The following is a 25,016-nucleotide window of genomic DNA, read 5'->3' as shown; positions in this document are numbered from 1 at the left end:
GGCAATGGGGGCATCAGCTTAACACCGACAAGTAAAAAAAGATCGTCACAGGTGCGGCGACTGTCTCCGATGATTGCTGTTGTCGGCGTGGGCGCGGCGGGTGTCATGGCGTTGGTGGTGGCGGATGGCACGTATGTTCGTGTGCATAAGAAGCCGGCCCCTGCCGCAGCGGTATCGTCGGGAGCTCAAGGCACGGGACAAGAGGCGGCTGCTACGTCGTCGGCAATAATGGCGCGGTTGCGTGCGGAAGGCGGCGCGACGCCGCCCGCAACCACGCCGAAGGCGCCTCCACCGGGTAATGGAAAGAATACCGGGGCAGGGGCCAGGACGACGGCGCTTGCCAACCAAAATAAAACCGTCAGCCCAACGCAGCAGATCGTGCAACAAGCCTGGGTTCAATATGTGTCGGGTGTTATTCAGCAAACGCAAAAAATGACCGATCAGCGGCGCCGGGCGCTTTCGTCAGGGCTGGCGGCATCGAGCGGCGGTAGTCCTGGTGCCGCTGGATCGGTTGCGACGACGCCAGCGTCGTTCACGCCCGCTGGTGGCGGTAATCCGCTCGCGGGCATGATCAACAGCACGACGCCAGGTGCGAGTTTGACGCCGAACGAAGGCGGGGCAGGAGATGGGGCGGTATCCTTCGACGGCGGTTCCGCAGGTGAATCCGCCGCGCTTTCGGCTGCACAAAAATCATCCTATCTCGGGAAGCTGCGCGGTAATCCGGACTATCTGCCGACAGGCCGCGAAGCACCGATATCGCCGAATGTTCTGCGCGCTGGCAGCGTGATTCCGGCGGTGATGGAGACGGGCATCGATAGTGATCTGCCGGGGCAGATCCTCGCGCGGGTCGCCAGCAATGTCTACAATACCCCGGACGGGTCGCAAGTGTTGGTGCCACAAGGGGCCGAGCTGATCGGCACGTATGACGATCAGGTCGCAAACGGCCAAAGCCGCGTGCTCGTGGTGTGGAACCGTATCATTTATCCGGACGGATCGAGCCTCGATATCGATTCAATGCCGGGGTCAAGCCCCAGCGGCTATGCCGGTTTTCATGACCAGGTGAATAATCACTATTTCCGGATATTTGGCGACGCCTTGCTGATGTCGGTTTTTTCGGCTGGCGTGCAACTTTCCCAGCCGCAGGCATCGCCGTCCAGCACCTATTCGAGTCAGCAGGTTATCGCCGGGTCTCTCGGGCAGCAACTGGGTCAGACCGGCCAAAACCTGATCAACCGGGATATTGGCATCGCGCCGACGCTCAAAATTCGGCAAGGCTACAAATTTGACGTGATGATCACACGCGATCTCGTCATTAAGCCTTGGCAATCGGTCGCATCTTTATCCGCCGAGGCAGGCAACGATGCAGCGCCGGAAACCCATCATGCGATGTGGGTCGCGGAGCCTCTGCAACATAACCATCTTTCCCATCAGCAATTGGTGACGGCGCCAGCAAACGATGGCCCGGCCAGCGGTTCGTCGCACAAGCCGCAATCCTTGCTGGGAACATTGCCAGTATCCTCGACCGCCCCGCACACTCTTGGCGGGGTTGTTTCCGTGCCGTCGCTGCCCGTGCCGCCGAATGCGGTTGTGGCTGCGCCGCTGCCGCCCGTGCCCCCGCCGCTTCCCACATGGTCGCTGCCGGCGGGGCAGCTTGTCGGCCGGCAGATTAGCGCATGGGGTCAAAGCGCGGGTTGGCACGTCATCTGGAACGTGGGGCAGGATTGGCCTGTACCGCGTGCCAGCAATTTCCAAGGCACGTTCTCCGGCGCGGCGAGCCAGGTCATCGAAGATCTGGCGGCACAGGGCGCCCCCATTCACGCCACCTTTTATCGCGGCAACCACACTCTCGTTGTGACTGGAGTTAATCAATGAAACGCTGGACAATTCTGCTCGCCGCGACGGCTCTGTCCGGCTGCGCGACATTCCATCAAGCCGCGGATATGAACGCCAAGGCGAAAGCCGAGGCGGAGGGCGCTTCGGCGTATTACCCAAAGGTGGTGAAGACCACGCCGGCGCCGTTTCTGATGGGACCGCCCGTGCATATTGCACCTCCCCCGAACCCCTTGCTGCTTGAAAACGTAACGCTGGTTACGGCCCAGCCGCTTTCGATCCGAGAGTTGGCTGGCCGGATTACCGATATAACCGGGGTGCCGGTGCGGGTCACGGGTCTGTCGATACCATCGAGCGGGCTTGACGCCATTCCGGCGTTGCCGGCCGCCGCATCGGCCGGAGCGCTACCGCCGCCTCCGGCGGCGCTGTTCTCGGCTGCTTCTAGCGACGGGGAGACTGTGCATGTGCCGTCTCTGGCGCTGCGCTATCACGGCACGTTGCGCGGCCTGCTTGATACGATTACCGCCCGCGCGGGATTGTCGTGGCGGCTCAAGCATGGCGTGATAACCCTATTCAAGATCGAGTCCCGGACATTTTTGATTCCGGCGTTGCCGACGACAACGACGACAGAAAGCAAGATCGTCGCCAGTGCGGGCGCCACCAGCTCGTCCGGCGCGCTCGGCCTGAGTTCGGGTGGTGGCGGAGGGTCGGGCGGTAATAGCTCGAACGGCAATACGTCGATCACGAATAAGTCTACGACGGATATCTGGAAAGGAATGGAAAAGACGGCCGAGGCGGTCAGTGGTGGCGCCAAGGTGACGGCGGATGCGTCCTCCGGCACGATTACCGTGACGGGGACGCCGGACCAGGTGAGCCAGGTCGCGAGTTGGGTCTCGACCTTACAGCAAACCCTCTCGAAGCAGGTCGCGATCACGATCCATATCTACAATGTTCAGCTCACGAACGAACAGAATTATGGGTTCAATCCGACGCTCGCTTTCCAGAATGCGGCCAAGTCGTTTGGCCTGTCTCTGGCCGGCGCACCCGCCCCGGCGGTGGCCTCGGGAACCTCGACCTTCTCGTTTGGTGCGTCCATCCTGAACACGGCGCAAGGGTCCGCGGGTGAGTTCGCCGGCACGCAGGCGGCCGTGCAGGCGCTCGCGACGCTCGGCCATGTCAGCCAAGTGTTCAGCCAGTCGCGGGTCACGCTGAATGGCGAACCGGCTGCAATCCAGGTGGCGCAGCAAACCGGGTATCTGGCGGAAAGCCAGATCAATCAGGCGGCGAACGTGGGCAGCACCACGGGCCTGATACCGGGAACGGTGACAACGGGTTTCACCGGAACGGTCACGCCGCGTGTTGTTGGCAACCGGATTTTGCTCGGCATGAACATGACGATCTCGTCGCTGGTGAACCTTAAGACGGTGAGCAGCGGCGGGGCTTCGATTCAGGTGCCGACCACGACAGATACCGTCGTCAATCAGTCGGCATCGCTGCGCTCGGGCAGCACGCTGATGATCACCGGCTACAAGGAAGCCGATGGCAACACCACAAACAATGGTGTTGGCACGCCGTTCTTTACGTTCCTCGGTGGGGGAGGCGATGCGCAGGTGAAAAAAACCCTGATCGCAATCGTGGTCAGTGCGCGGTCGCTATGAGCAAGGGAGATAAAATCATGGTCCGTAAAGCGGCGCTGTTGTTGGCGTCCTCGATTTCTATGATGGTCCCTTCGCTTGGGCTTGCCGATCCTACGCCGCCATCAACGCCGAGCACCACAATCAGCCAGCTCGATGCGCTGCACGATCAGATCGCAGTGCTCAAGCAGGAACTTCAAATTGCCAAGCTTAAGGCCGGTATATCTAATGCCGGTAAGAGTGGCAGCGGTTCATCGCCGACAACGCCAACGGGTTTTCCAGGCATTGGGTATGGTCAGCCGCAGCAACCAGTGGCGGCCACGCCAGCGCCCCAAGCGTTAATGCCGCGCGTCGTCTCGATCGATGGGCGGGGTAGTCGGCTGTCGGCCGTGCTGATGATGCCGGATGGTGGCGAGGTCGTGGCGACGCCTGGCCTCGGCCTTGGCGACGGCCTCACCGTCCATGATGTGACCGCCTCGGGGGTCCGGGTGATGAAGGGGGGCAATCTGCTGCCGCTGCCATTCGTCAGCGGCCAGGCCAGCCCCCAAGCCAGCACACAAGCGCCGCAGGAGTCCGCCGCGCCCGTCAGCGTGCCGGCCCCGCTTGCTTATCCGCCGTCTCTGCCCGGCGCCGGTCAATGACAAGCGCCCGGATCATCAAGGCGGGCGACCGGCAATGGATTGCTGGGCTTGTTTGGCGTTCATTTGCTGATCGCCCGAAGCTCTCAGAGCTTCGAGAGGACGCCAAGGATCTCGGGGCGGATTGGGTAGCCGTCCGGGGCACCAGTCAGGTCATCCAGGCCGGTTTCTGTCCTGCGGTCGAGAGCGATAGGCCGACGCGGATTTTCTCGCTGGCGGCGGCAATCGCACAGTCGCAGGAACAGCCGTGGCTTGGGATTTACCAGCTTTCCGATGATCTCTGGTGGTATCTGGCGGTTCGCGACGGCCAGGCGGTGCTACCGGATGGTGACGTTGTTGGCAGCTATGAGACAATTCTGGAAGCGCGCCAGCGGCACGAAAACTACGCGGACTGGAAATACCTCAAAGGCACGCTGGGCGATGATCTCCTGCCGATTTTGGCGGCGGCACGGGGGTCTGACGCCCTTGTTCCGGTTCGTTCGGTGGAGCCGGTATCGCCATGGCGTTTGATTCTGCCGGCCATCGCGGCGATGCTTGTTGTCGCCGGCGGAGTATGGCTTTGGCATCGTCATGTGGAGTTGGAGCAACGGCATCGCATGGAAGCGCTCGCAGCTGAGCGGGCGCGTATCCTCGCGGAACAGAAAGCCATTTCACCATTGCTGAGTTCTCCGGCGCCCGACCAGTGGCTTGCGGCCTGCGCGGCCGCGATTGGCCCGGTGGATGTGTCGGATGATGGCTGGGTCAATGCGGGAATTACCTGCGGCGGCACCAGTGCAACCGTGACCTGGAAGCGGGACACGGGTGCCACAGTATCCCAGCGGCCACCCGGTGCCTTATCGGGCGATGGTAATAGTGTGGTTCAATCGATTTCTTGGCCTGCATTGCCCCATGGAGCTGATAACGCGCAGGGCTTGGCTGCTGCCGACAACGCACTCTACGCGCTGCTGCAACCGCTCGGGGTGCAAGCGCGCATCTCTGCGCCGCCTGCGCCCCCTCATCTGCCAGGCTCAACAGACACCACGAAACCACCGCCAATCCCGGCGCAATCCGTGGCGTTCACCCTGCCGGTGGCACCGTTCGGGATAGGGTTCAACGGGATACCGGGATTGAGGCTGACCTTTTTGAAACAAACAAAAGATGGCTGGTCGATTCAGGGGATGATTTATGGACGGTGATGCTCGTATTGGTCGTGATCTGCCGGCGCTGCCGGAGCATTTGAGCGAATTTATCGCGATCGATCACGCGACGCAAAAACTCTATGTCGAGCCCCGCCGCAAAGCGGACCCTCTGCTGCTGACCTGGCTGGACCGCTGCCGTCAGCGTGGCGTGAAATTCGATGTGGTCTCCCTTGATCTCGATGAGATTGTGGAGTGGCGGCGCAACGGGCTGCGTCCGATTGTTAGGACAGCAACATCCGGTAATGACGCTGCGCTCGAAAACCGCGAAGCCGCCATGAACATCCTGGCGCGCGGTGCAAATTACACGGCCTCCGACATTCATATCCTGCTGCGGGGTTCGCACACTGAGGTTCAGTTTCGGGTGAAGGGCGAGCTGCGCGTCGCGGAGCGCCTGACGCAAGAGGAAGGCGAGGCGATCATCCGCGCGTTTTACCAGGGGATCGCGGTCGTGAAGGATGCGAGCTTCACCCCGCTAGAGACGCAAAACGCGCAGATCAGCGGGCCGATCGTGCAGGAATATGGCCTGTCATCGGTTCGCATCGTGCGCGGTCCCGCGCATCCGGTCGAGACAGGTGGCGGGTTCATGGTCCTTCGTTTGCAATACATGGATACGGCCGCGGCCCGGAAGCAGGGCGGTGGCCGGACCATCCTGGATTACCCGCGTCGTCCGGACGGCACTCTCCGGCTGGAAGAAATGGGGTATCTGGCCAAGCAGGCCGACAAGCTGCGCTATCTGATCGAGGGATCGAGCGGCATTGTCCTGTTCACCGGGCCAACTGGCTCGGGCAAAACCACGTCGATCTACGAGCTTCTCCGGGAATCGGCACGGCTGTCGCCGATGCTGCGACTGGTCTCGATCGAAAAGCCAGTAGAATATCCGATGCCCTGGGCCGTCCAGCTTTCGATCACGGGTGATGGCGTGGGTGACGATGAAGGCGATGCTTTCGGCGATTATCTGCGCCATTCGCTGCGTATGGACCCTGACTGGATTTTCCTCGGCGAAATCCGCTCGGCTGGCGTGGCACTGACGGCTTTCGAGGCATCGCTGACCGGCCACAAGGTGGTCAGCACAATTCATACGGAAGATCCGTTCTCGGTGCCGGACCGCATCGAAATCATGGATGCAGCCCGGTTGCCGCGTCAGATGTTCTGCAACAGCAAGATGATCCGGGGGATCGTTAATCAGCGGCTTGTCCCGCAGCTTTGCCCGCATTGCGCGGTGCCGTTGTCGGCGGCCGGAAGCGATGCGCTCTGGCCGAGACTGAGTGCGGCTCTCGATACCTACGCGACGGCCTGGCCGCAATATGGGGACCTTTCCCGCGTCAAGTTGCGTGGCGCGGGATGTGCGGCCTGTCATCATGACGGCATCAGCCGGCGAATTGCCATCGCCGAGGTGATCGTCACAGATGCCGATCTGATGCGGGATTTCGTTGATCATGGGGCGGACACCGCGCGCCGGAATTATCGCAAACGTGCCGATGCAGACTGGTCGGTATTGCATACCGCGATGGACGGCGTGATGGCCGGTCGGATCGATCCCCGCGATGTCGGGTGGTGTAACCTGACGTCTGGAAATTCATTTTGGGTTGGGAGTTGGTGCCCTTGCCGGGGCATGCCCCGGCAAGGGCTGTTCATTCTGGTATTCCATGCAGTTGTTCACACCAACATGGAGACCGATGAATGGACGCCAAAAAGGATACGATTATCGAGGCACTTTTGGAACATCTGATCGAAAACGGCGCAGGCGATATCGCCACGGTATTTGCCAGGACCTTCGAACTCGCCATGCAGATCGAGCGCGAACGCTTCCTCCACGCCAGTCACTACGAGCGCAACCCCGATCGTCAGGGTTACGCCAATGGCTACAAGCCCAAGCGGATCGATACCCCGGCCGGGTCGATCACCGTCGATGTCCCCAAAACCGCCGGTCACGTGGGCGAACCCTTCTACCCACAGTCCCTCGAACGCGGCCGACGCTCGGTCCGCGCCGTCATGGTCGCCGTCGCCGAAATGTACATCAAAGGCGTCTCCACCCGCGACGTCGAGGCCGTCATGCGCGAATTCGGCATCGAAAGCCTCTCCTCCGCTCAGGTCAGCCGCGCCAGCAAGCTGCTCGATGACGAACTCGCCGCCTGGCGCACCCGACCCCTCGCCGAGATCCGCTACCTCATCCTCGACGCCAGATATGAAAAAATGCGCGATAATGGCGTCGTCCGCGATGCCGCCGTGCTCTCGGCCATCGGCATCGGACCCGATGAACGCCGCCGTGTCCTCGGCGTCTCGGTCGCCCTTTCCGAGGCCGAAGTCCATTGGCGTGCCTTCCTCGAAAGCCTCCATCAGCGTGGCCTGCGAGGCGTCGAATTCATCGTCTCCGATGACCATGCCGGATTGCACGCCGCACGCCGCGCCGTCTTCGGCGCCGCACACTGGCAACGATGCCAGTTCCACCTCGCCCAAAACGCCATCCACCACGCCCCCAACCACGCCATCCGCAAACGCATCGGCGCAGAACTCCGGACCGTCTGGAACGCAAATTCCCTCGCCGCTGCCCAGATCGCTCTCACAACCCTCGTCAATGCCTATCGCGACACCGCACCAAAGCTCGCCGATTGGCTCGAACGAAATATCCCCGAAGGCCTCACCGTCTTCACACTGCCAGAACCCCACCAGCGCCGGCTTCGCACTTCCAACCCCATGGAACGCGGCATCCAGCAGGAACTCAAACGCCGCACCACCAAAATCAGGGTCTTCCCCAACGAAGCCTCCCTCGAACGCCTCGTCAGCGCCGTCCTCGTCGAAATCGATGAAAAATGGGCCGCCGACACCAAGGGCTACATCAAGTGGGACTACCAGGATGCCTGACCCCCGCTCGCCCTATTTTCCAGACATCAGGTTGCTCAATCCGATGTCGGCCGTTATGTCGATGTGGTTGTGCCTGCGGAAAGGGTCGATGAATGAATCTCGCAATGAGACGCGCGCGGGCGCTGATTGATCGGTTGACACCAAGAAGTGGGTTCAAGGTCAAAGGCAGCGCGTTTGAAGCACGGTTGAACCGGCTGGCGTTTTCATGGTCGGTGCGCTCGGCACTTTATCGGCATATGTCCGTGCAGGTCGGCAATCATATTGGTGAGATTGCGGCGCTTGAGACGTTCGTGCGGCGCCTGAAACGGCAGAAGCGCAAGAGCTGTGTGGCGGTGGTCGAGGATGTGATTCGGCGGATGCGGGACGGCGGGCAATTGTCCGTCGCGTTGCGCCGCTGGGTGCCGATGGATGAGGCGTTGACGATTGCCGGCGGTGAAACCGCAGGCCGGATCGAGCAAGCCTTCGACCTTCTGGTGGAGTCCAAGGCCAGGATCGCCAATGTGCGCCGAACCATGGTTAGCGCATTCACGACGCCGCTGGTCTATCTGTTTGCGATTTACGGCATGTTGTGGGCGATCGGCACGTTCTTTCTTCCGAGCATTGCCAGGACGGTGCCGGCGGATGCCGTGCATGGGGCCGGCGCGCTGCTCTACACGCTCGGCAATTTTGCGACCGGCCCCTGGATGCTGATTCCGGTTCTTCTTCTGGTGGGAGGGGCAGGGTGGACAACATGGGCATTGCCACGTTGGACCGGCGCGCAGCGTGTGACCGTCGAGCGGTTCTTCCCGTTCAATTTCTACCGGGACATTCAGGGTTATGTCTGGCTGTTGACCTTTGCCTCGATGCTGCGCGCGGGCATGAGCGATACGCGCGTCCTGGATGACCAGGCGCGCTTCGCGACGCCATGGCTCCGGCAACGCCTTATCGCTGTGAGGCGGCGGATGCTGAACGGACAGGGCCTTGCACCGGCCCTGGAAAGTGCTGGGTTTGGGTTTCCGAACCCGGAATTGATTGATGATATCGGCTCGATGTCCGATTTCGATGATTTCCCCGAGCGGATCATGCGCCGCGCCGTCCAGTGGGCCGATGAGCTGGAATGGATCACGAAAGCGCGCGTGCGGGCGCTCGGCTTTGCCTTCGATATCGCGATGTATGCGCTGATGCTCATCGTGTTGCTCGGGATCAATAGTTTGTCTGTCCAAATCGGGAATGTCCCCGGTCTGTCATAAGGAGAGTAAAAGCCCATGTCGGAAATTCTTGGAACCCTGTTCAAATATTTGCTTGGCTTATTGGCGATCGTTGCTGTGGTGGTGGTGTTGTATGAGGCACTATCCAGCAACAAGGTCTCGACCGCAGCGGCCGATGTAACCACGCTGCAATCCAATGTCGCGCAGCTTTATGGCGGCACGGCCAGCACGGCGTCGCTGAGTGATACGGTGGTGATTTCAGCGAAAGCGGCGCCTGATAGCATGGTCAGCGGGAACACGTTGTTGGACCCCTGGGCCGGTGCTGTCACCGTGCAGCCGGACGCCAACCCCGGCGAGTTCGATATTATCCTCGCGGGCATCCCGCAGTCGGCGTGCAACAAGCTGGCGACGGCGGTTTCATCGTATAAGAGCATTTCGATCAACGGCACGGCAGATTCCGCGCCTGTCGATCCGGGCACTGTGGCGACCCAATGCTCGGCGGGAAGCAACAATCAGATTCAATTCACGTTTACGTCGTAACTGGGGCCGCGGTGGAGCTTCTGGATCTTCCGTTTTCGGATTTGTTCGTAGGGGCCGATCCGGCGTCGTCTTGGCTTAAGGCGACGCCGGATGCGCGTGAGATGGAGTTTGTGCCAGAGGCACTATTTTCAGAGATCGATGGGCTGCGGCGAGACCTGCTCGCGCGTTCGACCACGCAATCATTTAGCATCGAGTGGGGAACGTCCCGTCGTGAGCGGCTGCGCGTGAAGCCGTTGACGACGGCGCATATCGAACCGCTATTCGTTTGCCGGCGGTTTACCGGCACGCCGAAACCAATGATTGAGCTGGGGATACCCGCCGCGGTCGTTGACCGGCTATTAAGCCGCCCGGTTCGCAACGGGCTGATCCTGTTCATCGGCTCGATGGCCGCCGGCAAGACCACGGCGGCATCGAGCTTCACGGTGGAATATATCTCGCGTCACGGCGGTGTCGCCATGACCGTCGAAGCGCCGATCGAGATGGATCTGGAAGGCCGCCATGGCAAAGGGATCGTCTATCAGACCGAGGTTGAATCGGACGATGACATGGGACCGGCCTTGCGCGGAATGCTGCGCAGCGCGGCCAATTTATTATTCTGTGGCGAGGTCAAGACGGATGTGGCGGCGCGTGAGGTTCTAAACCTGAGCACGTCGGGGCATCCGGTCGTCACGACATTTCATGGGCCGGACCTACCGACTGGCTTGCTGCGGTTCGCACGTTCGACCGGCGATCAGAATGATGCGCTGGCGCACGCGCTCACGGCGGTATTTCATCTGACGCTACGCAACCCGCGTCTCATGCCGGGCGTGCCGTTGCCGCCTGGCCTGCCCGGCCAGTCATCACCGCCTGATCGTCTCCTGACGGTCTCGCCGCTGCTGGTTGTTGATGGCACGCGCGACCAGGTGCGCTCGGCCATTCGGTCGGGCAATTTCGACCAGCTCGGAAGCGAAATCGAACGGCAGAGAAGGCTATTTTTGGGAGGCGGTTCGCCATGATGTGGGCCATATTATCGGTGGTCATTGTGATGTCGTTTATCGGAATCGGTGCCATCGATCGCGGCCTGGCGCCGAACCCGCCGGCGGCCGCCCCGCAGCCTGCGGCATTGGCAACAGGTCAAGACTTCATGATCTATAGAAATGCGGTTCTCGCTTATGCTGAGGCGAATGCAGGCGTTGGAGCGGGTGGCAACACGAACGTCTCGCCGCAATTGCTGACCCTGCCGCCGGGTGTGACATTAAGCAATTTACCCACCGGCATCGGCAATTTGATAACGCCCGGCCCGAACGGCTCTCGTGTTGTTTACACTTGGTCGCCAGCCCCGAACGGGGCTGTCGCGGCTACGGTAATGCAGTTTGGCGGCGATCTTTCGATCGGCCGGGCGGAGGGCGCTGTTTGGGAAACCCCTGCCGATGGAACGATGGGGTCACTGCCGGGCGGCATCCCTGCTGGTGATATGATTTCAGTTGTGCAGCTAGGAGGCTGACATGGGACCGATATTAGGCGCGCTGTTTGCGGTATTGATCGGCTTGCTCGCCGTTCGGCCGATCATCGTTTACCAGGAAACCGCCCTGCACAACGTCCAGTCCGCCGCAACTGCCGGACAGATGCGGCAAATTTCAACCGCCGCGCAAGCCTATATCCAAGCGAATTATGCTGCGGTCGAGGCGAACAGCACCGCCAGCTCGCCGGCGACGATCACCGTTCCCATGCTGGAAAGCACCGGCTATCTGCCGCCCTCGATCTCTCCAACAAATCCTTTCGGCCAGACATGGGTTGTGCAGGTTTTGCAGCCTTCGCCGGGTCAACTCCAAGCCCTCGTGCTATCAACGGGTGGGGCGACAATCCCGGAAAAGCAGGCGCCCGCCATCGCCACGCAAACCGGCCAGGAAGGCGGCTTTGTGCCCTACAACGGTCAATACGGATCGCTGTCGGCGGCGGCCGCGCAAGGCGCGTATGGGCATTGGAGCGTGGCGCTGAACGGTTATACCAATCCCGGTCCAGGGCACCTTGCTGCCCTTTTGGCGTTCAACAATGGCAACCTTGAAAATGACTACCTCTATCGGGTGGCAGTGCCGGGCCAGCCGCAACTGAACACGATGCAGACCGCGTTGAATATGGGAAACAACGACGTTGACAACGCCAATAATATCCAAGCGAACGGCCGGATCGGCGCATTGGGCGAGCCCGCTGCTTCTGGGTATCCAGCGGGCTGGGCCGGCGGAGTTCATACATGGGATCTATACGCGAACGGCAGCGTGGGGTCTGGCTCGAATGGAAGCATTCTGGCCGATTTATCGGGCCAAGCCGGGGCGGGTGGGCTTGTTCAAACAGTCAGTCCGAATAATGCGGTCGAATCCATCATAGAATCAGACAACAACCAGTCGCATGTTACTGTGGGAAATAGCGCCGGTGCCTACGCGACCATGAACGTGCCGGATAATGGCTCCAATAATGACGCCTCTATTGCTACTGACGGTAACGTGAGTGTCAACACACCGGCCGGTGCTCAATCCTTTTATGCGTATAATAATGGTTATGCCGGTGTAACCGACACATTCACCGTAGGTGCGCGCTTGCAATTAGGGACGGCATTTGGTCAGGCAAATGCCGGCGCCGGCTGTAGTCCGAACGGTGAAATCGCAGCAAATGCCAATGGCACCGGACAACTCATGGCGTGTGTGAATGGAACCTGGCAGGCAGCGGGTGGCACAGGTTTCACACAGTCTTACCAGATGGGCGTAGGCAACGGCACCTGGTATCAAAATACCGGATCAGGGCCGATGTTCTTGGCGTCCAATTGCAACGCGACGCCATACTCGTCGGGATACGTCGAGAACGTGACAATTATCGTTCGCAACTCAGCCGGACAACAAATTTCTAATAGTAACGGGCAGGTCCAAGAAGGCGGTAGTGACGCCAATTTTGTAGGCATTCCTTCTGCTTCCGCCGTAGTTCCCGCTGGTGACTATTTCGATGTTGTTGGCTCAAATATGTCCTGCTCACTCATGGTAACAAGGTAATACACTAATGAATGCTGATATGCTTGACTATGTTTTGGCGTGCGAAGTCTGTCGTGAAACGACCAGCCTTGCGCTTGAAAAAGACGGGTTTCCGGTGCGGCGTTGCCAACGCTGTGAGTTCTTATTCGTGGCTCCGCGCCCGCCGGAATCCGTGGTGATCGATCACTATGCGCAGAATTATCGCGGGGCGAACGAGACCTTTTACCCCAAAGCCTTTGACCGGAAATGGCGCGGCTTCTGGCAAAGTCTCTTGTTCATTCCTTACGCCGCTGGGCGCCGGGTGCTCGATCTCGGGTGTGGCGGCGGCTTCATGGTCGATGCACTTGGGCGTTTCGCGCGCGAGGCGGTCGGCGTCGATATCTCGGAAAATAGCATTGCCTATGCGAAGCGGGCCTTCCCTCGGCATCGCTTTTACGCCGAACCTCTCTCAGAGTTCGCCAGGCGAGGTGAGCAGTTCGATTTCGTGTTCTCGTCAGAAGTGCTCGAACACGTTCTTGATCCGCGCGAGTTCATGATGACTCTTCGCGATTGTGTTAGTCCTAATGGCTTCGCCTATATATCAGCACCGGATGCAGGCCACCCGGCCGTGCCGGCCGATCTCGCGCAATGGGGGGATATCTGCCCGCCGGAGCATTTGCAATGGTTCAACTTCCGCAATCTGACATGGTTATTTGCCGAATATGGGTTTGTTCCGCATCGCCGGTCCCGATCGAGAACACCATCACACTCGGTCATCTTTCAGAAAGTGGCGGCATAACCGATGGCTCTGTCGTGTGCCGGGGTCGCCGCATCGCATTATGGTGTCACCGTGCCTGCGATCGAGGCGGTGATATCACGCCCTGCCAGCGCGGGCGGGGTCGGTCCGATGCACATCCCGGCGGCCTGGCTCGCCATTCTTGGCCGGGTTGGATTCACGCCAAACAAGGTCATTCATGATCGCTGCACAAACATCGAAGCCGGCGCATGGATCATGGCGTTCGACCAAATGCAATCAGGTCTAAAGGCGCCAGCACCTTCCGCGCCGCCCTCGCCGGTGCTGCCCGCCAGTGCTCAAGCGATCGACCGGCCTGACGCGGTGACGCCGGCCTGTATAGAAGGCGCGGCGCGGTTCTACCACCTGCCGGTCGCCTTGTTTTCCGCTGTGTTGCGCACCGAAGGCGGCACGGTCGGTCAAATCCATCGCAACTCCAATGGCAGCTACGACATGGGGCCAGCACAGATCAATTCGACCTGGCTGCCCACTTTGGCGCGGTCGGGAATTACGCGCTCCATGGTGATCAATAACGGCTGTCTGAACGTGTCGTTGGGGGCATGGATTCTGGCGCAGGCGATGACGGGGGCAGACCCGCACGATCCTGTGCAATACTGGCAGCATGTCGGTGACTACAACTCGCATACGCCGAAATGGAACACGAAATACGCCCGTATGGTCTGGAATAATCTAAAATGATAGGCTTGAGAGTATCATCATGAAGTGCTATTCCTGAATGCGGTTTCACCGCTCGCAACAGGAGATGTTTCATGAAGAAGGCGCTTTCCATTCTCGCTCTATCCACGGCCCTCGCTGGCCCTGGGCTCGCCCATGCCGCTGTCACGATGCCGCCCGTGGCGGTAAACCTCGGCGTCGGCACGGAAGGGATCGGCGGGGGAATTTCAACCCAGCTCGTTCCGCACACGCTGAACCTCAATATCGGCCTGTCCAGGTTTGGGCATAATTTCCATTTTACGGCCGACAATGCGAATTTCAGTTCGCACCTTCGTCTTGGCGCGATTCCTATCGTTCTGGCCTGGTATCCGTTCCACGGTAATTTCTCGCTCAATGCCGGCGTCTATATCAATCAAAACCAGGTGTCGGCGACGGCAACCCCGGATGCGGGCGGGATCTACACGATCAACGGCAATCGCTATACCGCCTCGCAGGTTGGCTCGATGAGCGGTAAGACGCATTTCAGCCAGGTTGCACCCTATGTTGGTGTGGGCTGGGGCAACCCTTTCGATGGCGGCCGCTGGACGTTCCTGGCCAATGCCGGGGCAATGTATGAAGGCAACCCGCAAGTGCGCCTGAGTGCAACCGGCGCGGCCAGCAACCCCCAGCTCGCGGCCGATGTCGCCGCTGCCCAGCGTTCCGTAAACTCGAAGCTGAATTTCTTGAACTGGTGGCCGGTGGTCACATTCGGCGTCGCCTACCGATTCTAATTTACTTCCCCCCCGGCGTCGGCGCCATCAGCGCCATCGCCGGGGGGATTGTCGCCGATCCCCTCGTCTATTGCTGTCGGCCGCAACAGCTCAAAGAGCGGCATCCCCACAAATCGAGCCAGCAATGCCATCCTCTCGATGGTGAGATTAGCCGCGCCAGTCTCGGCCGCGCTAATGAACGGCTGATTGACCTTCAAGCGCCGCGCTGCCTCACGCTGGCTGATTCCGAGCTTTTCCCGCGCCTTCTTGAAATTGGTGCCAAACACGGCCCGCTCCGGGGTTGCCCGTGGCTTTCGGCGTTTGTCTGCTATCTGCCCTCGGATCGCCATCATACCCTGCCTGGTGGAGCCTCCGGCGGTCGCGCGGCTGGCAGCTCATTGTAGCGTAAAGCCAAAGACAAAAAAACGCCGGCACGCTGTGCCGGCTGAGAGTGACGCCAAGAGAGGGGGATTCAGTAGGATGGTCGATTATCAGGCGTGGGGCCGATATATCGCTGATAGGCGGCGATCCAGTTCGTGGCGATCATCGTTTGCGCGGCCGAGAGTGAAATCTGGTGGTCACAAACCAGGTGATTGAGGCGATTTTCAAGCCTATCTTTGGCGTAACTTCCCCACCCGCCTTCGGCTTGGTGCGGTTCGGGCCATAGATTTTCTGGCGACGTTGGTGAGCCGCCGAGTTCGAGGCTGATCAGGTGATCTTCTTCATATGCGCCCAAGCGCCGATCAGGATAGCCATATTGCCGGATCTGCTCGCGCTTTAACCGCTCGGTATAATCTTCCGGTGGTCTGATCGTGCGGGTCCACCCGCGCCGGCAAACCGTGCTGTAGAGGTCGTTTGGTGTAACGGCATTATTGAGTGCCCCCGGCGTCAGAGAAGGGTTAGGCAGCCCGGAAACCGCACCGTTCGGCGCTTCGATCGAAGCAAAGACCGGACCGCCGCTAAAACCCATCGCGGGCAACTGGCCGTCTGCCAGGCTGGATTTAATCTCCTGAACAATCCAGGGATGTTGTAGGACATATAAGCCGAATAGCAGCACGGCGAGGACGAGTAGATGCTGGCGGTGTCGATAGCGATAGCGCATCCTACGCCTTCGGGCCTGTAGCAAACTGGATGACCGGACGATCGGCTGGCACGTCGGCAAAGGGCACATCACGCTGCCGCCGGGAGAAACCACCCGCCAGGAACCACTCGGTCGCCTTCTTCACCGGGAAGGTGGCAATTCGCTTGGCGATGAGCCCAGCCAGGAAAACTCCGCCGAAATAGAACCAGAAGATCAAACCCCGCTCGTTCCATGCGATCAGAGCTAGGATCGTTTCACTGATCCAGCCGATCAACAGGAAGCCCAGCAGCACCGTCCAGGACAACCTCACGATGGCGATGATGACCCCGACCAGCCCCAGCAGCACCGTGAAAACCGGCTCGACCAGGGTGAACAGCACAAACTCATCCAGTATCTTCTTCTTGCCACGCATGACACATCAATCCTCCACCCAAAAGAAATGCCGAAAAGGCAAAATGCCGTAAAGACATAATGCCATAACGAACCTGGAAACACAAGGAAAACCGTCATTCTCACCGAGAATAAACCGGCAAAAGATCGTCGTTATCCATCCAACAATTATCTAATCGATTTGGTGTGTAAGACGCCGCCAGCCGACTGCTCCCGGTTTGCGGTTGGCCGACGGGATCACATTTCTAGTTCATCTCCGCTCGTCGAATCCACATAATCCTCTTGCGCGCCTCGGCGCTCTTCTTCGGCGGTGCGGTTAAAGTCGCGGCGATAGTCCCTGTCCTCTTCCATGCGCATCTGCTGTTCGGCCTTCCATGATCTCATGAAGTTTGTGCGGGGCTCCAAACCTGCCAGCCGTGTGGCTTCGGCTTCTATGCGCGCGGTGGACCAATAGGGATCATCCGCATGTGTCTCAGTAAGTGTTTTTGTGATCTCTGCCACTCTTGCCGGCACCATAAGGATATCCTGCTGAAACCGTTCCTCGCGTTCTTGCGCTAGCGTTTCATATTTAATGTCAAGATCGCTACGTTCTCCGGCGGCGTCGGCACGGTCAGAGAGAATGCCGGAAGCATATGCCTGCACAAGATCCCGTGTCGTGTCGCGGGTCGCATCATCTGGATTGCGTCCTAGTGCTGCCATTTCGGATTCACGTTCGATCTCTCGGTCAACCCTCAACTCGATCATTGCTATTGTCTGGCGTTCCTTGAAATCCCGCATTGCTTGGTCTTGGCCGACGGTTTGCCGATGGTCATTCCAATCAGCGGACTGACCGCCCGGCCCGGCCGGTGGAATGACGACGGCCGCGCCAATCGCTCGACCAGCGGCCTCGGCCTTCTCAACGCCAATGTTTGGCATGGGTCTCCCATCAGGGAAGGTCTTGCGGGTCAATGCCTCGTCATTGTCTCCGACGATTATGATCGTCCGTTCCGGCCATTTCTCTCTGGCCGCTTCGGCAACCGGCAAGAGGTTGCTGGCATTGAACGCGACGGAGACGGCTTCTCCGGTCATCTGGTGGATGGTCGCTCCGGTGGCGAAGCCCTCGGCGATGTAGAGCGGCTTGGTCGGATCGTTGTCGCCGATCATGAATTGGCCGCCGGCGATTTTACCCCCCTTCATGAAGCCTTTGGTGCCGTCGGCGTCGATCGTCTGTAGCGAGGCAATCTTGCCCTCATAGTCGGCAATGGGAACCATGAGGCGTCCGATCGCGTCCTGCTTCACGCCATTGGCATCAATCCCTTTACGGGAGAGATATTCGTGCTCGGTGACGGCCTGGGCATCCCGGAGCTGTGCCACAGCCTTGTTCGCGGCTTCGGCTTGTTCGACGCGGAGGGCCTGGTCTCGCTCTTGGCGGCGCTGCGCGGCTTCGACGGCAAGCCTCGCGGCCGCATCCTTATCCATCGGCGCATCAAGGTCGGATTTCCAGTTGATTTTTGCGCCGGTCTTGAAGTTTTGGATCACCCCAGCCGGTCGGCCATCGAGATAGCCGACATAGGCGCCGCTACGCTGCGCGCCGTGATCTCCGTCTACGGCGACGCGGTGGATCGTGCCGTCCATCACGGGTGCTCCTGGCAGCTTGAGCCCTGCGGCCCGCAAGGCGTCGGCGAAAGCCGTCTGCGGGTCTGCTGTCGCCGCCGTGGTGATGCTGCTGGCGCCTTCTATCCAGCGTGAGAATGGCGCGGGATCAACAGATGCGCCGATCCACCACGCCTTGGCTGTTTTGTCCCAACGTGCGCCCAGCTCGCGGGCTTGGTTCTTCTCGGCATAGGGAACGGCGAGATACCGGCGCTTGTTGTTTGCCATTTCTGTCTCCTGCTGCTCAAGAAGGTCAGGCTGGCGCGCGGTGCTGCGCACTGGCTTTGTCGTCTCCGCTTCGACCGCTTCATCAGTCGTGATCTCGCGCGCCTTCTCGAAGCCGAGAACATAATTCATGATGTTTTGTGCAGCCGTGGACGCGCGAAAAATCTCCTGCGGATCGTTTTCAAGCGCCTTGATCCAAGAGCCGACATAAGCTGCGTGCTGCCCTGGATCGTGACCGATACCGAGTTCTTCACCTAACATCAGGCTCGCGATTTCCGCCCGCAGTTCTTCGCGGGCATAAGCCTCAGAGCCAAACGGATGTGCCATATCGCGATTCAAGCGATCGGGATGGCCGGTCCAATGCCCCAGCTCGTGCAGGGCGGTTGCAAAAAATCCGTCCAGGGCCGCGGTGCCGTCCGGTGCCACGAACTGCCGACGATCAGGGATCGTGATTTCGTCGGTCGTGAGGCTGTAATAGGCGCGGTCGCCGGACACTTCGCGGATGATGGCCTGTGATGCCTCAAGCAATCGTGCTGCGCGCTCGTGGCGTTCCTCAATGGGCGGCACGGGCCTTACCTCGGCGGGTGGCAAACCATCGATCTGAGCGGCGTTAAAAACATTGGCAGCGCGAATAAGGGGTTTGTCGTGCTGGATGATTTGGTAAAGCGGCTCGCCCTTATCGTTCTTGAGTGGCTGCCCGGCATCATCGGTCATCGCAACGCGGCTCGACCACTGCCAAAACTGGATTTGCGTGCTGGTCTCACCACGGCGGACCTGAGCGCCAAGTTTTTCCGCCTGCACATAGGTCATCCAGCGATTGTCGTCATAGCCGCGTAGTTGCCCTACGGCATACAGGTAGAGCGAGTTTGCACCCTTATAGGGAACGCCTGTAGAACCATTGTAGGGCAGGCTGCGATCTGCGCCTGGTTGCCAGGGCTTAGTCCATGGCGCGGTCCCTTGTTTCAGTTGTTCGATGAGGACCGCAGCGACTTTTTGAGCATAGTCATTACTAGCCATTGGCGGGTTCCTCCACATCAATATCGGACTCGATAGCGTCCTCAAGGGAGATGGCGTCCTCGACAAAGGCACCGAGTTCATCAGCAAGATCGTGATCGATCTCGACCACAAATCCCGGCCGCATGATGTCGGCGGGGTCGGTTGAACGGATCTGGCGCGGCGGGTTCATGAATCGTCCTTTCGATAGACCGTCATGGGTGGTGCTGCGGTAGGTCCGGCTTTGACGGTAGAAGCCGGGGAGGGGTGAGGCGCGACACTGGCGTTTTGATAGACGGTCATCGGCGCTGCCGCCGGTATGACAGGCAGGCGGACCGTCAGATGGTATCGGGCGACATATCCGTTCTGGAAGCCTGCCGTGAGGCTGCCGGTGTTGTAGGCGGACAAGGCCGCGGCCAATGCCTGCTGTCCGTGCTGACCTGCGCTGAGGGCGGTTTGATAGTCCTCGGATAAAATTTTCGCGCCAGCCTGGATATTCGTGCAGGGGTCAAGCATGGCGTTGACCGAATAGCCCATGCCCGCAAGATTGGTGCTATCGACCTGCATGAGTCCGATATCGACGCGCCGGCCACGGGAGATGAAATGCTTTGCAATCGCTTCGGCGTCGGCGCGCGAAGTCGGCTTAAATCGACCGATACCGTTCACATTGAGAGCGAGCGGATCACCACCACTCTCCACCTGAATAACAGCCGCCAAGGTTGGGGGGGCGATAAAGGGGGCGCAAGTGGCATAAGCTGCGATCATTGTTCTGTCCAAAGTGGCCGCACGATGGCCTGGATATCGGCCGCCGGGATCGGTCCAAAGTAACGGCCATCAAAACTCAAGGGAGAGAATGTCGAGAGCAACCACACCTGGTTAGGTGCTACAGTGTAAGTGCCAAAAGGGTAATGCGGCAAAGGCCGCCCGTGAGGGTCGCGGCCGACCGGGGCAGTATTCGGTAAAAGCCGTCCATCTACCACAAAGCCTGCCGCGGAAAATTCGATGCGATCACCGGCGACGGCTTCAACCTGTTTGAGCACTGGCACCGTCCCGTCAGGGCATGTGCCAGCGGCGAGATAATGGCGGATGACGCCAAGATGGATGACGGCAGACATCGGCGGGCACGCTGAAACATAAACGCCGCGTGTAACCCGAGCTGGTTGCCTTTCAACCACAACATAAAGGCCCTCAGGCTCCGAGCTGGTGGTATTGAGCATGACAGGCTTGGCGCTGGCTATCGCGATGATGCCAGCTCCAAGAAGGAGGGTGATGATGCCTGTCCGGCGCGCGTTCACGCCGTTTTTGGTCCCGGCTGTGTTGGGAAGCGGCGACGCCCACTTGCGACCGGTGCAACATATCCGGGACCGCTGCTCGCGCCGGTATCCTGCTGTTCAGATGGCAGATCCGTGGCGTCGGAATCGGCGGTGTGGACCGGCTCGATTTGCGCGTTGTCGGAGATCTCCTTGATATCCCACCATAGGGCCTGCTGCGCTCTTATATTATCAAGACCCCGCTTCATAATAAGAATTTCGCCCGGTGACGTGATCATGTTGTTCTTGTCTTTCTTTGGGCCAGGCAGCCGCATGGTCTCGTCGTCTGTCATCAGCGGTCGCTTGATATATTGAATGCCCTCATTTGCTTGGTGCATACCCATTCCAAAACGATGGCCGCTCAACTGAATATTGTCGATTTCGAGTGTGGCGGTACCAAGCCGCCAAGATAACCATTTCGCAGTATCTTCATCATTAGGCGCAAAGCTCATTTGAATTTCGCTTGCGCCCATTATCGGGTTATCTTCGCCATATAGTTTATTGATTTGGGTGATAGTTTGCCAGATTCCGATTACCTTAACACCATATTGTCTAAGTTGGGTTAGCGCATTTGGTAAGGCGTCTATTCGGCCGACATTCCCGATTTCGTCGAGCAGTAGCATTAAAGGCCGGTCATGGGGAATTTCTGTTTTCCCGGCCTTTGGGTTGATTGTTTTTCGCGTCGGAATATCGACCATCATGGATAATATTGTTGTAAATAGGCTACTCAACCGAGCCAAATTAGCTTCACTCGGCGGCAATATCAGGAACAATGCAATCTTTTTAGGTCCATTCATCAGATCATCGAGTTGAAAATGGCTGTTGGCGGTCGCCGCCTGCACGAGTGGGTCAGTGGCCGGTGACAATTTTTGATATGCTGTTTGAAAAATGTTGGCGTCCGTTCGTTCGGACTTGGCACCCTTGATCGCCATTGCCCCTTTGTCGGCAATCCACTTGTGCGGTTCGTTATTAGGACCAAGTTTGTTGTCGTTCATCGCTTTATATAAATCCGCCGTGGTAGTCGTCGCCGAACCGAACAAGTCAACCACATCAGCCAATGTCGCTTGTCTATTCTTTTCTTTTCTTATCTTGTAAATTGTATAAAGAACCACGCCGGCCACTAAATCGGCTGCTGCTTCTGAAAAAAATGAATTGTCACTTTTTGTATTTGGCGGGATAAAAGACTTTGCGAAATTTACTGTGTCGCCGGTTTCGTATGGTGTTCCAACTCGTATTGTGTCGATGATATTTATCCCGATCGTGTTCTGCTCAAGCGGCGACCAGCGCAGAACCCGGTATCCTCGTTTTTTCAAGGAACCACTCGCCATCGTATGAAGATCACCCTTGCGATCGAGCACAACCATGGACGAATCCCAGGTATTGATCGCATTATAGACGAATGCAGCGCCTTTCCCGGAGCCGGGAGGCCCGAACAGTTGAATATGTTCGATCTGCGCGTGCCGGATGTAATGCGTTTCTACTGTTGGGATGAATTTACCCTTTTTTTCTTCCCAAACGGCCAATAGGACGCCGGTGTCAGGTAGAAGCCCAGCGTCGCGAATTTCTTCCGTCGTTTCCATGAACCGCGCCGAGCCGTGAACATTTGGAACGACTTTTAATTTACGGGTCGTGAGACCGAGGGTAATCACAGCAATTCCGAGCACAAAAACGGTTATGACGACAAAAATCCAATAAGCGTGAGCGAAAACAGGCGGGTCCGCTTGATAATATTTGAAGGACCATACAATCCACGCAAAGGGCGGGTAGAGATGGCCGGTTAACGGCCGTCCGAGAGCGGGAACATAGCCCAGCGCCCCGGCTATCCAATGACTGGCAAAAAAACCGTAAGCGATGACGGTAAAGAGAACAGCGAGTGCCGCTGCACTCGCTGTTCTCAAGCGATGATTCGTGTTGCGAGACATTGCCATCAATCAATCTCCATATCGGTGTCACGGCCACGTTCGACGGGTTTAGCTGTCTCGATGTCCAGACCATGAGGCTCTTCCGAACGGATCGCCGCTATGTCCGCCCGATCGCCGGGCAATAGCGTATAAGCGATGGCGCCCGGTTGTCCACTGATATCCTGAACCAAGGTCTCATCGCCCTGGCGCCAGACTGCAACATCAACCCCTCGTAGCCGAACCGTGGCTACAAGGGTTGCATCTCCGGCATCGGTTTCAGCTAATGGACGATAGAAGGTCGTATCGCCAGGCGTCGGCCATGCGTTGCGGTTGGCGATGAACATCGCCAACGTCTGCCGGCGCCGGTCTGGTTCGGTGTATCCCTGCTCCTCGTCCAGCTCGCGAACCCGGCGGTCACGCTCGGCTTCCATGGCAGCATCGGCGAACCGAACATCGAACCGCCCCTGGACGGCAGCATCGAGCAAGGCCCGTTTTTGTGCGGCATCGCCGTCCACCACGAGCGGCGCCCCCTCGGCTCGATCGCGCGCCATTTCCAGGACGAGTATGGCAGCAGCGCGTGACAGGCTTGGCATGGTAAGCCCGTCCTTTTTGTCCACGACGGCACCACCATCAGGCAACCGATAAGTGGCGTCGCCATTCCGGGACATTTTCGGCTTCACGCCAAGCGCGGTGACGGTCTTTGCGGCATTGGCAGGATTACGGACCAGCGTATCGGTGAACCGCTCCTGTTTCGTCGCCATAGACCGCAGAGCATTAACCGCGGCGGCCTCGCCCATTTCTGCTTGTCGCCGCAGCCAATCGGGCCAGCTCAGAATGACGTGCGCCCTCCGCGTCGTCTCCCGCTTCGCCGTAGTGGCCTCATGATGCCGGCGCAGCACGCTGGCCTGCTCCCTTTTCAGGGCATCATATCGAATGCGGGGGTCGATCCCCATGGTCAATTTGAGGCGTTTGATCTCGGCGAACTTGGCAGCGTAGTGGGCTGATACCGCGTCGCGATACCGTCGATCCGCTGCGTTAATGTCAGCAATCGCCAGCCCGCGATCATGCAGGGCGCGATCGCGCTGCTCGGCATAGCGAGACCACAGCGTTTGATCCTCCCGTTTCTCGGGCGGAACCGTCCGCACATATTCGGCCTCGGGCACAATGCGGCGCACGTCGGCGGAGGCGGGCTCAAACGCCCCAAACCGATCCACCAGGCGCTTGAAGGCCAGCGATCTGTCGAGGTCGCTGGCCTTCATCATCAGGGCTGGTTCGCCAGTCTTGCCTATGACCAGCCCGGCGCCACGCGGCCGGATTTCAAGCCCGTAGCGGGCGGCAGTTTCGTGCAGTGATTTCCATCCGCCGTCACCTGCGCCCGCCGCGATCAGCGCGTCTCCGGCGACACGGCGGACCCAGGCGACGAACGGCTCCTGAGCCGTGTGGGTTTCCATGGTTTTCGCGGCCTCTGGTGTCCGGCCGGTCCTATCGTTGGGAATTTCATGGCTTGTCCGTTCCAGGCCGTGCTTCACCTCAAGGCCCGCCGCCAACTGGGCGAGCGTCGTGTGGTCGCGGAAAATCTTCGCGGCCTTGAACGTCTCCGGATGGATCAGATTGATCGCCACATGCAGATGCAGATGCGCTTTGTCACTGTGTAGGGCGGAAATGCGCTGGTGATCGCCGAGGCCGAGCCCCCGGACCAGCGTATCCTCGATATCCTCGATCTGCTCGCGCGTCGGCGTCTCGCCGGGCGGAAACGCGATGACCAGGTGATAATTTGGGTCGGCCTTTGAGCGGGTATTCAGGGCTTGCGTTGCATCGATCTCCGATATGGCACCCCGGACGGTTGCCGCCTGGCAGTTCGTAACCCGCGTCCACTCAACGCGGTCGGCGTGTCGGCCTTGATCGGCAATGTAGGAGCCGAGCGCGTCCACACCGCTTTCCGGCTCGGGCGCGCTGCCTGGCACAACAGGGGCGATGACATACTGCCCCAGCCGGCGGAAGCCGCCGGCCCGTGTTGCCTTGGGAGGGACGCGCCGGACGATCATAGACGCTCCATTTCCTCGTCCATGCGCGTGATCGTCGCTGAAATCTGGTCCAGGACGTGATCGACCTTGATCGCCGAGGCCCCATCGCCCCGACGCTCCAATAGCCAGAGTTTCAACAGTCCCCCCAGCCGCCCTAGTTCGCCCGTGAACCCGGCCAGCGCTCGAACAGCGTGCTTGTCGGCCTTGGACCGGATCTCGCTGTGTAGGGCGGCGGCGCGCAGATAATCGCTCAAGCGCATCTCAACGGAGGCGGCGCGGGCGCGTATCGCGTCACGCTCGCTTGGCGTGCAGCGCGTTTCGACCTTCACCGTCCGGCCCTCTTTTGCCTCTCGGGGTCGCCGCACGCCGGGCCGCTTCATTGGTGTCATCTCCTTT

The 25,016-nt window shown here is 59.4% G+C and carries 24 protein-coding genes; 14 read left to right on the top strand and 10 right to left on the bottom strand.

Annotated features, from left to right (window positions below):
• The first annotated feature begins 69 nt into the window (after nt 1-69).
• The 14 genes from SIL87_RS01625 to SIL87_RS01560 all read left to right on the top strand — a co-directional run bounded on the left by SIL87_RS01625 (nt 70) and on the right by SIL87_RS01560 (nt 15,085).
• Nucleotides 70-1,872, top strand: coding sequence for a TrbI/VirB10 family protein (locus SIL87_RS01625; RefSeq protein WP_319612544.1), 1,803 nt, complete (start codon nt 70-72; stop codon nt 1,870-1,872).
• Nucleotides 1,869-3,488, top strand: a complete 1,620-nt coding sequence (locus SIL87_RS01620) for a secretin N-terminal domain-containing protein (RefSeq protein WP_319612543.1) — start codon at nt 1,869-1,871, stop codon at nt 3,486-3,488. The genes SIL87_RS01625 and SIL87_RS01620 overlap by 4 nt, the downstream gene beginning before the upstream one ends.
• A 17-nt stretch (nt 3,489-3,505) precedes the next feature.
• Nucleotides 3,506-4,105: a type IV pilus biogenesis protein PilP gene (gene pilP, locus SIL87_RS01615; RefSeq protein ID WP_319612542.1), complete on the top strand. Its 600-nt coding sequence runs from the start codon at nt 3,506-3,508 to the stop codon at nt 4,103-4,105.
• Nucleotides 4,102-5,277 (top strand): type 4b pilus protein PilO2, encoded by a 1,176-nt coding sequence (gene pilO2 / locus SIL87_RS01610; protein WP_319612541.1) that lies wholly within the window; start codon nt 4,102-4,104, stop codon nt 5,275-5,277. The genes pilP and pilO2 overlap by 4 nt, the downstream gene beginning before the upstream one ends.
• Nucleotides 5,267-7,009 (top strand): GspE/PulE family protein, encoded by a 1,743-nt coding sequence (locus SIL87_RS01605; RefSeq protein ID WP_319612540.1) that lies wholly within the window; start codon nt 5,267-5,269, stop codon nt 7,007-7,009. The genes pilO2 and SIL87_RS01605 overlap by 11 nt, the downstream gene beginning before the upstream one ends.
• Entirely contained in the window at nt 6,961-8,142 is a 1,182-nt protein-coding gene (locus tag SIL87_RS01600) for an IS256 family transposase (protein ID WP_319612316.1), read from the top strand. The genes SIL87_RS01605 and SIL87_RS01600 overlap by 49 nt, the downstream gene beginning before the upstream one ends.
• A gap of 92 nt (nt 8,143-8,234) precedes the next feature.
• Nucleotides 8,235-9,371, top strand: coding sequence for a type II secretion system F family protein (locus tag SIL87_RS01595; RefSeq protein ID WP_319612539.1), 1,137 nt, complete (start codon nt 8,235-8,237; stop codon nt 9,369-9,371).
• Nucleotides 9,372-9,386: 15 nt separating this feature from the next.
• Nucleotides 9,387-9,869, top strand: a complete 483-nt coding sequence (locus SIL87_RS01590; protein ID WP_319612538.1) for a type 4 pilus major pilin — start codon at nt 9,387-9,389, stop codon at nt 9,867-9,869.
• A gap of 11 nt (nt 9,870-9,880) precedes the next feature.
• Complete coding sequence (locus SIL87_RS01585) at nt 9,881-10,864, top strand: ATPase, T2SS/T4P/T4SS family (protein ID WP_319612537.1); 984 nt, start codon at nt 9,881-9,883, stop codon at nt 10,862-10,864.
• Nucleotides 10,861-11,352 carry a type IV pilus biogenesis protein PilM gene (gene pilM, locus SIL87_RS01580; protein ID WP_319612536.1) on the top strand — a complete coding sequence of 164 codons (492 nt, stop codon included), beginning with the start codon at nt 10,861-10,863 and terminating at the stop codon, nt 11,350-11,352. Before SIL87_RS01585 ends, pilM begins: the two co-directional genes overlap by 4 nt.
• A 1-nt stretch (nt 11,353) precedes the next feature.
• Complete coding sequence (gene pilV, locus SIL87_RS01575; protein ID WP_319612535.1) at nt 11,354-12,889, top strand: shufflon system plasmid conjugative transfer pilus tip adhesin PilV; 1,536 nt, start codon at nt 11,354-11,356, stop codon at nt 12,887-12,889.
• A gap of 19 nt (nt 12,890-12,908) precedes the next feature.
• Nucleotides 12,909-13,646 (top strand): class I SAM-dependent methyltransferase, encoded by a 738-nt coding sequence (locus SIL87_RS01570; RefSeq protein WP_319612534.1) that lies wholly within the window; start codon nt 12,909-12,911, stop codon nt 13,644-13,646.
• Nucleotides 13,647-13,649: 3 nt separating this feature from the next.
• Nucleotides 13,650-14,339 (top strand): lysozyme family protein, encoded by a 690-nt coding sequence (locus SIL87_RS01565; RefSeq protein ID WP_319612533.1) that lies wholly within the window; start codon nt 13,650-13,652, stop codon nt 14,337-14,339.
• A 71-nt stretch (nt 14,340-14,410) separates the two neighbouring features.
• Nucleotides 14,411-15,085: a hypothetical protein gene (locus SIL87_RS01560; RefSeq protein ID WP_319612532.1), complete on the top strand. Its 675-nt coding sequence runs from the start codon at nt 14,411-14,413 to the stop codon at nt 15,083-15,085.
• Here the strand turns inward: SIL87_RS01560 and SIL87_RS01555 are convergent.
• The 10 genes from SIL87_RS01555 to SIL87_RS01510 all read right to left on the bottom strand — a co-directional run bounded on the left by SIL87_RS01555 (nt 15,082) and on the right by SIL87_RS01510 (nt 25,000).
• Nucleotides 15,082-15,351, bottom strand: a complete 270-nt coding sequence (locus tag SIL87_RS01555; RefSeq protein ID WP_319612531.1) for a helix-turn-helix domain-containing protein — start codon at nt 15,349-15,351, stop codon at nt 15,082-15,084. The genes SIL87_RS01560 and SIL87_RS01555 overlap by 4 nt on opposite strands.
• Before the next feature lie 185 nt (nt 15,352-15,536).
• Nucleotides 15,537-16,166 (bottom strand): hypothetical protein, encoded by a 630-nt coding sequence (locus tag SIL87_RS01550; protein ID WP_319612530.1) that lies wholly within the window; start codon nt 16,164-16,166, stop codon nt 15,537-15,539.
• Nucleotide 16,167: 1 nt separating this feature from the next.
• Nucleotides 16,168-16,557 carry a hypothetical protein gene (locus SIL87_RS01545; RefSeq protein ID WP_319612529.1) on the bottom strand — a complete coding sequence of 130 codons (390 nt, stop codon included), beginning with the start codon at nt 16,555-16,557 and terminating at the stop codon, nt 16,168-16,170.
• A gap of 215 nt (nt 16,558-16,772) precedes the next feature.
• The gene (locus SIL87_RS01540) at nt 16,773-19,409 is read right to left on the bottom strand and encodes a zincin-like metallopeptidase domain-containing protein (RefSeq protein ID WP_319612528.1); all 2,637 of its coding nucleotides are present in this window, start codon (nt 19,407-19,409) and stop codon (nt 16,773-16,775) included.
• Nucleotides 19,402-19,578 carry a hypothetical protein gene (locus tag SIL87_RS01535; RefSeq protein ID WP_319612527.1) on the bottom strand — a complete coding sequence of 59 codons (177 nt, stop codon included), beginning with the start codon at nt 19,576-19,578 and terminating at the stop codon, nt 19,402-19,404. Before SIL87_RS01535 ends, SIL87_RS01540 begins: the two co-directional genes overlap by 8 nt.
• Nucleotides 19,575-20,150 carry a lytic transglycosylase domain-containing protein gene (locus SIL87_RS01530; protein ID WP_319612526.1) on the bottom strand — a complete coding sequence of 192 codons (576 nt, stop codon included), beginning with the start codon at nt 20,148-20,150 and terminating at the stop codon, nt 19,575-19,577. Before SIL87_RS01530 ends, SIL87_RS01535 begins: the two co-directional genes overlap by 4 nt.
• Complete coding sequence (gene traF / locus SIL87_RS01525; protein ID WP_319612525.1) at nt 20,147-20,680, bottom strand: conjugative transfer signal peptidase TraF; 534 nt, start codon at nt 20,678-20,680, stop codon at nt 20,147-20,149. Before traF ends, SIL87_RS01530 begins: the two co-directional genes overlap by 4 nt.
• Nucleotides 20,677-22,623, bottom strand: coding sequence for a type IV secretory system conjugative DNA transfer family protein (locus SIL87_RS01520; RefSeq protein ID WP_319612524.1), 1,947 nt, complete (start codon nt 22,621-22,623; stop codon nt 20,677-20,679). Before SIL87_RS01520 ends, traF begins: the two co-directional genes overlap by 4 nt.
• Nucleotides 22,623-24,641, bottom strand: coding sequence for a TraI/MobA(P) family conjugative relaxase (gene traI / locus SIL87_RS01515; protein WP_319612523.1), 2,019 nt, complete (start codon nt 24,639-24,641; stop codon nt 22,623-22,625). Before traI ends, SIL87_RS01520 begins: the two co-directional genes overlap by 1 nt.
• Entirely contained in the window at nt 24,638-25,000 is a 363-nt protein-coding gene (locus SIL87_RS01510) for a plasmid mobilization protein (protein ID WP_319612522.1), read from the bottom strand. The genes traI and SIL87_RS01510 overlap by 4 nt, the downstream gene beginning before the upstream one ends.
• Between the last annotated feature and the right edge of the window lie 16 nt (nt 25,001-25,016).

Origin of the sequence: Acidiphilium acidophilum (genome assembly GCF_033842475.1) — a bacterium.
Lineage (GTDB): Bacteria > Pseudomonadota > Alphaproteobacteria > Acetobacterales > Acetobacteraceae > Acidiphilium > Acidiphilium acidophilum.
This window is presented reverse-complemented; position numbering and strand designations above follow the sequence as displayed.

What these genes read in the sequence shown, in the direction of transcription:
- SIL87_RS01625 (WP_319612544.1), top strand. Translation starts at nt 70, where the DNA reads ATGATTGCTGTTGTCGGCGTGGGCGCGGCGGGTGTCATGGCGTTGGTG.
- SIL87_RS01620 (WP_319612543.1), top strand. Translation starts at nt 1,869, where the DNA reads ATGAAACGCTGGACAATTCTGCTCGCCGCGACGGCTCTGTCCGGCTGC.
- pilP (WP_319612542.1), top strand. Translation starts at nt 3,506, where the DNA reads ATGGTCCGTAAAGCGGCGCTGTTGTTGGCGTCCTCGATTTCTATGATG.
- pilO2 (WP_319612541.1), top strand. Translation starts at nt 4,102, where the DNA reads ATGACAAGCGCCCGGATCATCAAGGCGGGCGACCGGCAATGGATTGCT.
- SIL87_RS01605 (WP_319612540.1), top strand. Translation starts at nt 5,267, where the DNA reads ATGGACGGTGATGCTCGTATTGGTCGTGATCTGCCGGCGCTGCCGGAG.
- SIL87_RS01600 (WP_319612316.1), top strand. Translation starts at nt 6,961, where the DNA reads ATGGACGCCAAAAAGGATACGATTATCGAGGCACTTTTGGAACATCTG.
- SIL87_RS01595 (WP_319612539.1), top strand. Translation starts at nt 8,235, where the DNA reads ATGAATCTCGCAATGAGACGCGCGCGGGCGCTGATTGATCGGTTGACA.
- SIL87_RS01590 (WP_319612538.1), top strand. Translation starts at nt 9,387, where the DNA reads ATGTCGGAAATTCTTGGAACCCTGTTCAAATATTTGCTTGGCTTATTG.
- pilM (WP_319612536.1), top strand. Translation starts at nt 10,861, where the DNA reads ATGATGTGGGCCATATTATCGGTGGTCATTGTGATGTCGTTTATCGGA.
- pilV (WP_319612535.1), top strand. Translation starts at nt 11,354, where the DNA reads ATGGGACCGATATTAGGCGCGCTGTTTGCGGTATTGATCGGCTTGCTC.
- SIL87_RS01570 (WP_319612534.1), top strand. Translation starts at nt 12,909, where the DNA reads ATGCTTGACTATGTTTTGGCGTGCGAAGTCTGTCGTGAAACGACCAGC.
- SIL87_RS01565 (WP_319612533.1), top strand. Translation starts at nt 13,650, where the DNA reads ATGGCTCTGTCGTGTGCCGGGGTCGCCGCATCGCATTATGGTGTCACC.
- SIL87_RS01560 (WP_319612532.1), top strand. Translation starts at nt 14,411, where the DNA reads ATGAAGAAGGCGCTTTCCATTCTCGCTCTATCCACGGCCCTCGCTGGC.
- SIL87_RS01550 (WP_319612530.1), bottom strand. Translation starts at nt 16,166, where the DNA reads ATGCGCTATCGCTATCGACACCGCCAGCATCTACTCGTCCTCGCCGTG.
- SIL87_RS01545 (WP_319612529.1), bottom strand. Translation starts at nt 16,557, where the DNA reads ATGCGTGGCAAGAAGAAGATACTGGATGAGTTTGTGCTGTTCACCCTG.
- SIL87_RS01540 (WP_319612528.1), bottom strand. Translation starts at nt 19,409, where the DNA reads ATGGCTAGTAATGACTATGCTCAAAAAGTCGCTGCGGTCCTCATCGAA.
- SIL87_RS01535 (WP_319612527.1), bottom strand. Translation starts at nt 19,578, where the DNA reads ATGAACCCGCCGCGCCAGATCCGTTCAACCGACCCCGCCGACATCATG.
- SIL87_RS01530 (WP_319612526.1), bottom strand. Translation starts at nt 20,150, where the DNA reads ATGATCGCAGCTTATGCCACTTGCGCCCCCTTTATCGCCCCCCCAACC.
- SIL87_RS01520 (WP_319612524.1), bottom strand. Translation starts at nt 22,623, where the DNA reads ATGGCAATGTCTCGCAACACGAATCATCGCTTGAGAACAGCGAGTGCA.
- traI (WP_319612523.1), bottom strand. Translation starts at nt 24,641, where the DNA reads ATGATCGTCCGGCGCGTCCCTCCCAAGGCAACACGGGCCGGCGGCTTC.
- SIL87_RS01510 (WP_319612522.1), bottom strand. Translation starts at nt 25,000, where the DNA reads ATGAAGCGGCCCGGCGTGCGGCGACCCCGAGAGGCAAAAGAGGGCCGG.